This is a genomic window from Schaalia odontolytica (genome assembly GCF_005696695.1).
Classification (GTDB): domain Bacteria; phylum Actinomycetota; class Actinomycetes; order Actinomycetales; family Actinomycetaceae; genus Pauljensenia; species Pauljensenia odontolytica_C.
Map to the genome: position 1 here is coordinate 682,902 of NZ_CP040006.1, position 11,793 is coordinate 694,694.

Below are 11,793 nucleotides of genomic sequence, written 5' to 3' on the forward strand. Positions count from 1 at the left end.
CATCCACGTCCGTGAGCCCGGTGGGGCGGCCATGCCGCCCCACCGGGCACTCGCGCACGATGAGGGAGAGGAGAGGCGATGACGAAGCAGAAGCAGGCAGCCCAGTCCCGTACGTCGCGGCCACCGGTCGGCCGCGGCGAAGTGCGCATGCGTGCCTTCGCGTACCTGACGGGCATCACTGTCGGCCTTGTCGACGGCGTCCTGGCCATTCATATCTGGTCCGCGGGGTTCACCCATGCCGTCGCCTTGTTCATCGCCGCCTTGTCGCTCCCGTCGTTGCTGTCCGCGATCCTCACCCCGCGTCTGTCCGAGCACATTGGGCGTCGCATCCCCAATTGCGTGGGAGCCGTGACTCTTGCCGCGGGTTCACTCGTGATCGCCTCGACCTGCGCCGTCGCGGTCGGCTCGGATGGAACTGGGACGGGCGTCGTCGTTTCGTACTGCATCGGTTACGCCCTCCTGGGGCTGGGTTACGGGGCCCTGTGGTCGCTGCTGCCCCGCACGGCGCACGAGCTGTCCCTGCGCGGTCATGCCCGCCTTGTGCCTCGTGCCAACTCCCTCCTCGGCGTTGGCGGGGGAGTGGGGATCGCCCTCGGCTTCGTGCACGGGGTTGGGCCCCTCCTGCCGTCCGTGACGCTCGTCGGATTCTCTCTCGCGCTCCTCATCGCTGCCTCGCTCCTGCCAGAATCTCCCGCCTGGTACGCCTCCAAGGGGCGCGAGGTCGACGCCTTCCTCGCGCTCAAATCCCTGCATGGCGCGCTCGAGGCCTCGGTCGAGATCGATCACGTACGCCTCGACGCGGAGATGGCGCGCGAACAGCACCCCCTGCGCCTGCGTGACGTCGCGATCCCTCAGGTGCGTTCTGCACTGCTGACGGCCCTCGCCCTCGTGTGTGTGCAGGAGGCGCCCCTCGTCGTTGCGATCATTATCTTTACGCCGGCGCTGCTCGCTGGTGTGGGCGCGGCCGGGTGGATGCAGCTGACCTTTGCCGCTGGCGTCGTGCTCATCGCGCTGGCGACGCTGACCGCTGTCAGCCGCGTTGGTGCCCATCGTTTCCTGCGTGCGTCGCTGGGGTCCGTGGGGGCTGTGCTGTCCTCGATGATTGGTGTCGCCGTATTCTCCGTGAATGGGGAGATTGGCCCCGTCGCCATGCTGATCGTTGCCCTCCTCATGATGGCCGCGCAGCGCATCTGGATCTACCCCGCCTGCCATGGTGCCATTGACCCGCGCATCCCGCCGTGGCTGGTCACCTGGCAGCGCCAGTCTGTCATCACCCTCAACGTGGTGGCGCGCACCTTCGCGCTGATCCTGGGTGGTGTGACCGTCTTCCTGCCGGGTGGCGTGGCCCTCGGGGTCTACTTTGGCCTGCAGTGCATCGCCCTGATTCTCCTGCTGGTGCGCCTGCCTCACGAGTATGCGGAGTAGGGGCCTCGGCCTCGTTTATGTCCGGTCATTACCCTCACCTAGGCCATTTGTCCTGACAATTGGTGCGCTCCTCGGCTAACATGAGAGTGTCCGTGATCGACGAAGTACGCGGCATCCAACCACTACGAGGTGAAGCCCATGAGCACCGAAACTCCCGTTATTCCTGACACTATGCGCGCGGCCGTCCTGCGCGACTACGACAAGGGCCTCCAGGTCGAGACCATCCGCACGCCGCGCCCCAAGGCCGGTGAAGTCCTTATCAAGGTGACTGCGTGCGGCCTGTGCCACTCCGACCTGCACGTCATCGGAGGTGCCATTGCCTTCCCTTTGCCCGCCGTCCTCGGTCACGAGGTTGCCGGCATCATCGTTGAACTCGGTGCCGGTACCGAGCACACTGGCCTTGAGGTTGGCCAGCAGGTTGCCGGCGGCTTCCTCATGCCCTGCGGTCAGTGCCGTCACTGCGCCGCCGGCCACGACGAGCTGTGCGAGCCCTTCTTCGAGCTGAACCGCCTCAAGGGTGTCCTCTATGACGGCACGACCCGCCTGTACTCCCTCGATGGTGAGCCCATTCAGATGTACTCGATGGGTGGCCTGGCTGAGTACTCGGTCGTCCCCGCGACGGCCCTGGCTCCCGTGCCCGAGGGTGTCGATCCCGTGTCGTCGGCGATCCTGGGCTGCGCCGCCATGACCGGCTACGGTGCCGTGCGTCGTGGCGCCGATATTAAGTACGGTGAGACGGTCGCCGTCGTCGCCGTGGGTGGCGTGGGTTCCAACATCGTCCAGATCGCGCGTGCCTTCGGTGCCTCGCAGGTTATTGCCATCGACGTTGCCGACGATAAGCTCGAGGCCGTCAAGGCCTTCGGCGCGACCGCGACGATCAACTCCATGACCCAGGATGCGCGCGAAGAGGTCCTTAAGCTGACCAATGGCCGCGGCGTTGACGTCTCCTTCGAGGCCCTGGGCATTCCTTCCACGTGGAACACCGCGCTCGATGTCCTCGCCGACGGTGGCCGCATGGTTCCGATCGGCCTGGGTGCTGGCCGCCAGACTGCTGAGGTGGAGATTAATCGCACCGTGCGTCGCTCGCAGTCGATCCTCGGCTCCTACGGTGCCCGCACCCGCCAGGATCTGCCCGCGGTTGTCGATCTGGCCGCGCGCGGCATTATCAACTACGACGACCTGGTCACGCGCCGCTTCTCGCTCGACGAGGCGGCCGCCGGATACGAGGCCCTGCGTAACCGTGCCGTCCAGGGCCGCGCTGTTGTCGACATGTCTCTGTGAGACCTGACGACGCAACGAGTCAGGCCCACTCGCCCGGGGGGCGGGGGAGTGGGCCTGACTTGTTGTTTGTGGTGATCCGCGTGGGATCGATCTGACGTGAGGGTCAGCGCGTCATCATGTTGAGGATGCCGTACACGCCCACGAAGGCGGCGACGGTCGTGATGATGATGGCGGAGCTGAGGATCACGGTCGAGGCCGTGGCGGCGCCGACGATGGCCATCGTGATGCCCGCGATGAAGACGGCGGTCAGTGCGAAGGCGAAGCTCAGGGTGTTGGTGAGGGAAGTCTCGGAGGCCTGCTCGGAACGGACGGACTGAGCGGCGATCGTGGTCTCGCGGACGAGGGTTTCCATGGTGTCTCCTGTGTGTGATTGAAAGTCAACGTGTGCGGGAGACACGGATAAAGGCCGTGTGCGCCCACACGGCCTTGTGAATTGAAGGGTGTTGAACCGGTTTGGCTCGTTCCTTCCGACGTGTATAAGCCTATTCGCCGCGGCGGTTAATTGTCTATACAAAAACGAGTGAACTGTGGAATGGACAAAGTCGTCACTTTGTCAGTAATTCTCATGTTGGTCGGCAGCTTGATCTGCGGATACGTGGTTGCTCGGCTGGGGTGGCGCGAGGCCTGCTGGGGTGGAGGTGGCTGCGGTGCCGGTGGGCGGCGGCAGGGCAGGCCTCGCGCCGCACGGAGGTCTGGCGGCGGGAGGGCGCGCGGCGGTTTGGCGGCGGGAGGCCGAACGGAGGTCTGACGGCGGGGGCCTGTTGGGTGGGTGGCTGCGGCGCCGGTGGGCGGCAGCGGAGCGGAGATCCTCATGCACGTGGATAGGTTGTGTTGTTACGGATAGGTTGTCCGTATCCGGATAGGTTATTTGCCTATCCGCACCGCGATAACCTGTCCACGCAGCGATAACCTATCCGCATATTCTCGTCACGGGCGTCGTTGTCTAAGCGGCATGCGGTGGTCGTCCTCTGGCGGACGTGGGGCAAGACGCTACCCAGGTGTGGGCGGGTTTAGTGAGAGTGGGTGGAGCTGCCGGTCACTGTAGGCGAGGTGGCCCGGTTGTCTGAAACCGCTATCGCCTTTGCTTGCGTGTGCCTGTGTGGGGTTGGAACCGCTATCGCCTTTGCGGGCACCGGCCGAGCCTCAACTGAAACCGCTATCGCCTTTGCGGGCGAGAAAAGGGCGTTTTTGGTGCAGTTTCTGGGAGCAGAGGTGACGCCGGTTTCAGCGATCCCTTGTTGGGGGTGCGCAGTGGTGTTGTTGGTTTCAACGTCGCCACGTTGTCGCGCCTCGATAAGTTCTGCGGAGTGGCGTCATCGTTTTGTGTCCTTCGGGTTGGTTATACGCTGAGTTGGAGTGGGGTGTCCTCCACGGGTGTGGGTTGGGGAAGATACCGAGGGAGTCGGTGCGTCGGCGGATTTCGCGGTTAAGGCGCTCGCGCGGGGCGTTGTAGCAAATCTGGGTCCATACCCCGGTAGGGAAGGACGCGAACGCGAGGACGTCTGCCCTGGCTTGATCGAGGTGATCACACACGGCGGGGAGCTTGTCGTGGACGTAGTCCATGAGCCGGTTGGGCTGGCAAGGCAGGTGCTGCTAGCCGTCCGACTGGAGGGTGGCGCGAGGCCTGCTGGGTGGAGGTGGCTGCGGTGCCGGTGGGCGGTGGCAGGGCCGGTGGGTAAGAGGCCGCCCGACTGGAGGGCGGCGCGAGGCCTGCCGGGCCTGGCCGGGCTTCGAGACGACGCGCCGAGCGAAGCTCGCAGCGCGGGCGGGCAGGCCTCGCGCCGTGCGGAGGTCTGGCGGCGGGAGGCCGCACGGAGGTCTGGCGGCGGGAGGAGGCGGGGAAGTTAGCGCGCCACGGCCTCGTCGATGACGGAGGCGACCTCTTGGGCCACGGACTGCCACGTGAAATGCTCGCGCACGCGCGCGCCCACAGCCGCCGCGCAGGACGCGCGACGCACGGGGTCGGTGACGGCCTCGCGCAGGGCGGGGACGAGCGCATCCGTGAGCTCGGCGGACGTGCGTCCGTCTACGATCCATCCGAGTGCGGGAGAGGTGATGACCTCTTCAGTGCCGCCGCGAGGTGTCGCCACGATCGCGCAGTCGCCCAGGGCCGCCTCGAGGATCGAGGTGGGCAGGCCCTCGGGGTACATGGACGGGTAGACGAACACGTCGGAGCGGCGGTATAGGCTCATGACGGCGGGGAAGTCGAGCTTGCCCAGGAAGGACACGGCGGGGTCGCCTCCGTAGCGCTCGTGTAGCTCGTTCTCGATGGGACCAGAGCCGGCGACGGCGAGGCGCAGAGGTACGTCGGGGAGTTCGGCGCGCAGGCGCGCAAACGCGTCCAGGAGCGCGACGATGCCCTTCTCAGCGATGAGGCGGCCGGCGTAGGAGATGACGATTTCGGAGTCGGCACCGCCGCGCGGCCACTCGCGCTCGTAGCGGTCGTCAGCGACGGCCGTATCCTCTGGGGTGACCGCGTTGTACCACACGCCCGAGGCCTCGATCCCGAAGTGGCGTAGCCACTTGTTGCAGTTGCGCGATACTCCGTAGTAGGAGGTCACGTGCTTCTTGACGAAGTGGGTGAGGCCGTGCTCGTAAATGCCTCCGAAGAAGTCCAGCACTGGGTTGCCGACGCTCATGTGCGCGGTGCCGTGCTCGATGAGCGCGACGGGGCGGCCCAGGCGATGTGCGAGGCGTGCGCCGAGCAGGCTGGTGAGGTGGAAGCGCGTGTTGACGATGTAGAAGTCGGCGTTCTCGGCCTCCACCGCGGCCATCGTCTCCTTGAAGCGCTCGTCGCGCTTGAAGAAGGGGTAGCGCTGCTTGAAGAGGCCCTTGGTGGGCAGTCGGTAGATGCGCAGGCCGTCCTTGTCCTCGAAACGAGGCAGGGACTCGTCGTGCAGGGACGTGACGATGAACAGGTCGTAGCCCAGGGCGCGCAGCTGCTCGCTGAGACGATCCTGGTAGCGCTCGATCCCGCCCAGGTAGGGCAGGAAGAACTCCATGAAGATGCCGACCTTGACGCGGGAGTGGGGGCGATCAGTCATTGACGGGCTCCGTTTTGTTGGTCGCGCGAGGGACGGGGATGAGCATGAAGACGACGAAGAGGATTGCGAGCAGCCCCATGGTGGCAGCATAAGCGAGCGAGGCGCCCATCATGGCGTGGGACTTCGTGAGCATCGGTGCGATCAGGTAGGCCGTCCCGCCAGCCACCGCGTAGGCGACCAGGACCGCGCGCAGTCGGCGCATCGTCGCGAGCGCGTAGTAGAGGATGACGCCGGCGGCGTTGAGTGCGCCCGCAAGGACGAGCACCATGAGCTCACCGACGTAGCCCGACACGTCCGTGCCGAATACGAGGGTGAGGAGCGGAGCGCCGATCACGTAGGTAACCGCGGCGACGACGACGAACGCTGCTGCGGTCGTCAGCAGGCCCTTGCGCACGATCGACAGGAACTCCTCACGCTTGCCCTCCGCCCACCGCAGCGCCATGCGGGTCAGGAGGGGGCGGAATACGAACAGCGACAGCATGTTGATCGCGACCGCCGGCATGTAGATGATCGCGAAGACGCCCAGCTCTTCGTCGCCGAGGCTCGCGTGGATAGCAAAACGCGGCGCGTTCGCCAGGTACTGGTTGAGGAACGCGGCGATGAACAGGGGCAGGCACTCCCACAGGATCCCGGTGATGCCTCGAAGATTGAGGGAGGGCAGTAGTGAGAACACGCCGCGCGCGGGCAACCCGTAGGCCACCACGAGCACCACGCAGGTGACCACGAAGGTAATGATCGTGGATACGAGGAGGTCCTGGGTGTACCAGTAGAGTCCCGACCACAGGAACGTTGTCGTGAAAATGCGCGCGAAGCAGGCCTTGCCCGCGATGTCGAGGCGACCCGAGCGCTGGAACTCCGAGTAATACACGTCCTCGAAGGCGTCGAAGATGCGCAGGAGAGCCATCGCTGCGATGACCGTGAATGCGGGGTAGGGGTCTTTTGTCGACGCGGTCCACGAGTGGTAGGCGATGAGGCCGACCATGACCAGGCAGGTCAGCAGGCGTGTCGACAGGTAGGTGCCGAAGTCGAAGCGGCGACGCACGTCCGTCACGTGGAAGGTGCGCACCTCGTACAGGCCAACGGTCTGGTACTGCTGGCCGATCGCCAGCGCGAGGGTGAATAGGCCGTACTGGGCGCGCGCGAAGGAATCTGTGGCACCCGAGCGCATGATCGCCACGCCCATGATGACGACGGCGAGGCTCGACATGAGGGAGGCCGCCGTGTTCCACAGGTAGTCGCGCCCGAGTTGGCCGCGCGACTCGAGGGCCTCCTCTGTGGCGTCGACCTGCGCGTCGCCGGAGTCGGGCGGCATGGACGAGGCCGTGGTGTCCTTCTCGCTCACGCGCCGGCCTCCTCGGGGGCCTCGGGCCCCGGATCGTTGGGTCCAAAGACGATGTGGAAGGGCTCGTGGGTGACCCGATCCTGGGGATCTGGAATGCGCATGTAATCCCCGTAGCCGCGCGTGAGCACGACGTCGTAAGCGGCCGGGATGCGCACCGTGATGTCCTCGAAGGGAACGGAGCGGGCCGGGAAGAGCTCGGCCTCGGAGGCGCTCCAGCGGCGAGGATCGCGCGTCGAAAAATCACCGAAGAGGATTGAGTCGTCGGCTGCCTTCTGCGGATTCTCACGACCCTTGAGGGCGGCGCGCAGCCAGCGACGGTACAGCGAGGCCTCGTTGACGCGCAGCGCCCGCATGCCCCAGTGGGCGCAGGCCATCGCCGCGGAGGCCAGCTGGCGCGCGGGCGTGGGCAGACCCGTCGGCGGGTTGGGGATGGAGCGCAGGAACATGAGGCGCGCCCATAGCCAGGTGCCGCGCGACTGGGCGCGGAAGCGGCCGGGGTCGTCCGCGATCTCATCCAGGACGAACAGATCCACGCCGATCGGCATGCGGAACGAGCGGTCCTTCGCGACCTTCGAGACGAACTCCGAGCCCTTCAGGCCCAGGACGCCGAAGCTGATCGGGTAGTCGGGGTGAGTGGCGGGGGAAGCGATGAAGAACTCGTCCCTGAGGAGGGCGGGAGCCTCGGCGATGAAACGTTCGTAATCCGCCCGGGGCATGCACACGTCCCCGTCGTCGTCCCACGGGATGAAACCCTGGTGGCGCACAGCCCCGATCGCAGTGCCGCCGTAGGCGACGTAACGAATATCCAGGAGTGTGCAGACGCGATCGATTTCGGCCAGGCATCGCTTGGTGACGCGCTGAATGGCTGCCAGGGTTGCGGGCTCTGCTGCGCTCATCAGTTCTCCGATCGTTTCAGGGCCGTGGGGCTTACAGGCTGTCGGCGTAGGGGCCGAAGTCGATGACGGCGGCCTCGTGGTTGTAACGCTGCTCCGGGGGAGGCAGCTGCATGTAGTCGCCGTATCCGCGGCGCAGCAGGGCGTCGTATTCGTTCTGGATCATCACCGTGATGTCCTCGAAAGGAACGTCGCGGGTGGGGAAGAACTCCTCCTCGCGCACGATCCAGTTCTGCGGGTCGCGCATCGTGAAGTCGGCGTACACGCCCGTGCCCGTGCCCTCGTATCGGCGAACCGCGCGCTCCCACCGAGCCTGCAGGCTCGCCGGCGTCGCGCGTACCGCCTTCAGGCCGAGGTGCGCGAGGGTCGTCGCCGAGAAAATCAGGGCCTTCTTCCAGGTGGGAGTGTTGATCAGGTGGGGCCGAGGCGTGCCCTGGAGGAACAGCAGGCGACCCCACAGCCACGACTGGCGCGACATCTCCTGGAAGGCCTTCTCGTCGGCCGGAATCTCATCGAGGGGCAGGATGTCCAGGAAGAAGGGCATCCGGTACTTCGAGTCCTTGTCCGCCTCGGGGATCAACAGGGTTCCCGGCATGACCATCTTCGTGAACATGAAGGGGAAATCGTCGCGCGTGCGCGTGTTATCCAGGCGGAAACGCTCATCGAGCAGGGCGGGAGCCTCGGCCAGGAAGCGCTCGTAGTCGGCGCGCGTCATCATCACGTCGATGTCGTCATCCCACGGAATAAAGCCGCCGTGGCGGATCGCGCCGATCGCGGTGCCGCCGTAGATCGCGTAGGACACCCCGATGTGTCGGCACACCCGGTCCAGCTCGGCCAGGATCAGCGTCAGGAGCTTCTGGACCTTACGCAGGTCGGTCTCGGGTGTCGTCATCAGTCCTCCGAATATGACAAAGCGGGTGAGCACACGTGCGCTCACCCGCCATTGTCTCACGGCTACTGGCCGCTGACCTTCTCCGCGCGCCTGGGAAGCAGGTCACCCCACGAGGGGGTGGCCGCCAGGACCGTGCCCACGAGGATCACGACGCAGCACACCACCTGGGTGGCCGTGGGCACCGTGCCCTGCAGGACGAGAGCGAAGATGATCGCCCAGGCCGAGTACGAGATGTTCAGGGCCATGCCGCGCGACGCGCCGATCGCCGACAACGCCTTGTAGTAGAAGAGGTACGAGGCCGTTCCCGCCAGGCCCGCCAGCGCCACGACGCCCGCCGACAGGTGAGCCAGCGAATGCAGTGTGAAGCCGAAGACTCCGGCGATGGGGGCCACGATGAACAGGTACACGACCGCCGAGGTCGTCTCGCGGATCTGGAGGGCCACCTCGTTATCCACGGCCTCGTCGCGCATGCCCCACGTGAGGATCACGGCCTCGGACCCCCAACCGATCACGCAGGCCAGCGCGCCGACCACGCCGAGGATCGCATTGCCGCCCTCGATCGGCTCCGACGTCGCCGACCAACCCGTCGCGACGATGGCCGCGAGGGCGACCAGCAGGGCCGCGATCTGGCGGGGAGCCATGCGCTCCTTCAAGAGGATGAAAGCCAGAAGGGTGCCGAGCGCCGGGTAGAATGTCGAGATGATCGCGGTCAGGCCAGGGCCGATGTTGTCGATAGCGATCAGGTAACCGCTCATGCCGATCGGGCCGCCCAGCAGAGCCGCCGCAATCACCGACTTGCCCGGGCGCGTCCGCAGCGCCGCCCAGGTGTCCTTCAGACGACCACGAACCGCCATGTACGCGAGCAGAATCACGGCGCACGCGACGTCGTGCAGGACCGCGCCGGCGAGCGCCGACTGGCCGAAGTCGGCAAATGGGATCATGGCCAGTGCGATCGCCAGCACGACCGTGTCGAGGCCCCACAGGACGCCCGAGAAGATTCCGTAACGCTTGCCTCCGTGCTGAGTTTTCATGCCAGTTCACCTTCCGTGGAGATCTGAGTGCTCGAGGCGGCCTCGTAGGCTGCGAGCAGGGAATCGAGCGTGCGTGTCGCGTGCGAGTAGTAGATGTAGAGCCATTCGCCGACGTCGTCGCCTTCGGCCTCCTTGACCAGCGCCCACAGGTACCAGCACCAGCCGGCGAACACCTCGTAGGCGAAGAAGTGGCGCGCCTCGCGCTCGGAGGGGGCGTGGCCCAGGTAGTACTCCAGGGCGGCGGCCGCGCGCTCGCGGGTCATCTCCGCCGTGCACACGGTCATCGTGCCGAAGTCGGCGGCCATGTCCGACATGCCCGCGTACTCCCAGTCGATGAGGCTGATCTTTCCGTCCTTGTCCACCAGGAAGTTTGGCGGGAAGAAGTCGTTGTGCGAGGGGACTTTATCGAAGCCATCCGCGTCAGCGAAGGCCTTCAGCCGCAGGACCTTGTCGCGCAGCTCAAAGTATCCGGGCACGTCGATGGGGCCGAAGGCCTTGAGGAGGCCCTCGTAGCGCAAGCCTTCGGTGACAAAGTCGAAGGAGCGGTCCAGGATTCGGCCGGAGGTGTGCAGCGCGCGATCCATCTCCATCGCGGCCTTGAGCTCCTCGTCGCGGGTGACGTCCAGGTTGCGCACGTCGCGCACGAAGCGCGAGATCTTCCAGCCGGCCGCGGGGTCGCCCGTGAGGAAGGTGTCGTCGATGCCGAGCTCGGCGGCCAGGCGTAGGCCGGCGAACTCCGCGCTGCGGTCCACGATCTTCTCCGTGCCGATGCCCGGGTGGCGGTAGACGTATTCGTCGTCGCCCACGGCGAAGTGGCACGACAGGTTCGTGATGCCCTGCTTGAGCGGGTAGAAGTCGCGGATGTCCGACTTCTGGCAGCCCAGGGTGGCCACGATGTGATCGAAGACCTCGGAGTCGACGTTCTCCATGAACAGGGGGTCGAAGCTGCGCAGCTCGTCGACCGAGTCGAACTCGTGGATGACCCCGTCCGGGTAGCGGCGGATCACCATGTCGAAGGACTTGATGTGGTCCAGGTAGATGGACTCCCACAGCTTCGACACCGTCTCGGGCAGGTGGTAGACCTGTTCGAGGATCTCGCGGAACTTCGCGGAAAAGACGCGGTCGAAGTAGACGTGGCCGAGCATGACCCACGCGTCGGCTCCGCCCACGGTTGCGCCCGTGATGCGGTCGCCCGGGCCCGTCTTGATGCACCACTCGTCGGTGGGGCCCTCGACGTAGTTCGCTGAGTAGTAGGCCTTGTAGACGTAGGGCTCGAAGGGGTTGGTCGTGAAGTAGTCGTCCGAAGAGCACACGTAGGTGTTGTCGAGGCGGTCCTTCACGAGCCACAGGGACCCGTTGTTGTTGCGCGTGGAGTACTCGCGGTTGACGATGATGTCGACGCCGTACTTGTCGGCCAGGTAGAAGAAGTATTCCTTCTTGTAGCCCACGACCAGCGTGATGTTCGTGATGCCGGCTTCGTGGAGCTGGCGGATCTGACGCTCGACGAGGATCTCTCCGCGCACCTTGAGCGTGCCCTTGGGGCGCTCGTAGCTGATGGGAGCGAAGCGCGAGGACAGGCCCGCGGCCATGATGACGGCGCCCGTGACGCGGTAGGGCTCGAGGGCCTCGCGGCCCGCGTCGGTGATCGCGCGCTCGTCGATGTAGCCGGCGGCCTCGCACTCGCGGGTGGCGGTGTTGACGCGCCCCAGGCTCATGCCGGTGGCCTCCGACAGGGCCCGCTGCGTGAGGGGAGAGTCGGCCTTGGCCAGTGCGTTCAGGATGTTGAATTGGGGCTCGCTGAGCGTGCCGACGTTGGTCGTGGGCATGCGATCACCTTTCGTTCATGGAAGCCACTTGGGCGCTACATGTTCGAGCGTAGCACTAT

General features: G+C 65.9%; 9 protein-coding genes and 1 pseudogene. 2 read left to right on the top strand and 8 right to left on the bottom strand.

The features are described 5' to 3' along the window. The first annotated feature begins 78 nt into the window (after positions 1 to 78). Positions 79 to 1,425, top strand: coding sequence for an MFS transporter (locus FBF35_RS02945; protein WP_060566546.1), 1,347 nt, complete (start codon positions 79 to 81; stop codon positions 1,423 to 1,425). Positions 1,426 to 1,563: 138 nt separating this feature from the next. Next, a complete protein-coding gene (locus tag FBF35_RS02950; protein ID WP_060566547.1) occupies positions 1,564 to 2,706 on the top strand; it encodes a zinc-binding dehydrogenase in 1,143 nt (380 codons plus the stop codon). 103 nt (positions 2,707 to 2,809) lie between these two features. On the opposite strand, the gene FBF35_RS02955 is transcribed toward FBF35_RS02950, so the two are convergent. The 8 genes and pseudogenes from FBF35_RS02955 to FBF35_RS02995 form a co-directional block, all read right to left on the bottom strand. After that, complete coding sequence (locus FBF35_RS02955) at positions 2,810 to 3,058, bottom strand: hypothetical protein (protein WP_060566548.1); 249 nt, start codon at positions 3,056 to 3,058, stop codon at positions 2,810 to 2,812. Between the two features lie 1,028 nt (positions 3,059 to 4,086). After that, positions 4,087 to 4,284, bottom strand: a pseudogene (locus FBF35_RS02965) (transposase); the annotation flags it as partial. A 266-nt stretch (positions 4,285 to 4,550) separates the two neighbouring features. Beyond that, positions 4,551 to 5,750, bottom strand: coding sequence for a glycosyltransferase family 4 protein (locus FBF35_RS02970; protein WP_060566549.1), 1,200 nt, complete (start codon positions 5,748 to 5,750; stop codon positions 4,551 to 4,553). Then, positions 5,743 to 7,092, bottom strand: a complete 1,350-nt coding sequence (locus FBF35_RS02975) for a lipopolysaccharide biosynthesis protein (protein ID WP_060566550.1) — start codon at positions 7,090 to 7,092, stop codon at positions 5,743 to 5,745. The genes FBF35_RS02970 and FBF35_RS02975 overlap by 8 nt, the downstream gene beginning before the upstream one ends. After that, complete coding sequence (locus tag FBF35_RS02980; RefSeq protein WP_060566551.1) at positions 7,089 to 7,988, bottom strand: phosphorylcholine transferase LicD; 900 nt, start codon at positions 7,986 to 7,988, stop codon at positions 7,089 to 7,091. The genes FBF35_RS02975 and FBF35_RS02980 overlap by 4 nt, the downstream gene beginning before the upstream one ends. Before the next feature lie 31 nt (positions 7,989 to 8,019). Continuing rightward, complete coding sequence (locus FBF35_RS02985) at positions 8,020 to 8,877, bottom strand: phosphorylcholine transferase LicD (protein WP_060566552.1); 858 nt, start codon at positions 8,875 to 8,877, stop codon at positions 8,020 to 8,022. A gap of 62 nt (positions 8,878 to 8,939) precedes the next feature. Further along, positions 8,940 to 9,908, bottom strand: coding sequence for a DMT family transporter (locus FBF35_RS02990; protein WP_060566553.1), 969 nt, complete (start codon positions 9,906 to 9,908; stop codon positions 8,940 to 8,942). Beyond that, entirely contained in the window at positions 9,905 to 11,734 is a 1,830-nt protein-coding gene (locus FBF35_RS02995; RefSeq protein WP_060566554.1) for a phosphotransferase, read from the bottom strand. Before FBF35_RS02995 ends, FBF35_RS02990 begins: the two co-directional genes overlap by 4 nt. Positions 11,735 to 11,793: the final 59 nt, after the last annotated feature.

Bases quoted from the DNA above. Each gene is read 5' to 3' on its own strand.
- FBF35_RS02990 (WP_060566553.1), bottom strand. From the start codon at position 9,908: ATGAAAACTCAGCACGGAGGCAAGCGTTACGGAATCTTCTCGGGCGTC.
- FBF35_RS02985 (WP_060566552.1), bottom strand. From the start codon at position 8,877: ATGACGACACCCGAGACCGACCTGCGTAAGGTCCAGAAGCTCCTGACG.
- FBF35_RS02955 (WP_060566548.1), bottom strand. From the start codon at position 3,058: ATGGAAACCCTCGTCCGCGAGACCACGATCGCCGCTCAGTCCGTCCGT.
- FBF35_RS02995 (WP_060566554.1), bottom strand. From the start codon at position 11,734: ATGCCCACGACCAACGTCGGCACGCTCAGCGAGCCCCAATTCAACATC.
- FBF35_RS02970 (WP_060566549.1), bottom strand. From the start codon at position 5,750: ATGACTGATCGCCCCCACTCCCGCGTCAAGGTCGGCATCTTCATGGAG.
- FBF35_RS02950 (WP_060566547.1), top strand. From the start codon at position 1,564: ATGAGCACCGAAACTCCCGTTATTCCTGACACTATGCGCGCGGCCGTC.
- FBF35_RS02945 (WP_060566546.1), top strand. From the start codon at position 79: ATGACGAAGCAGAAGCAGGCAGCCCAGTCCCGTACGTCGCGGCCACCG.
- FBF35_RS02980 (WP_060566551.1), bottom strand. From the start codon at position 7,988: ATGAGCGCAGCAGAGCCCGCAACCCTGGCAGCCATTCAGCGCGTCACC.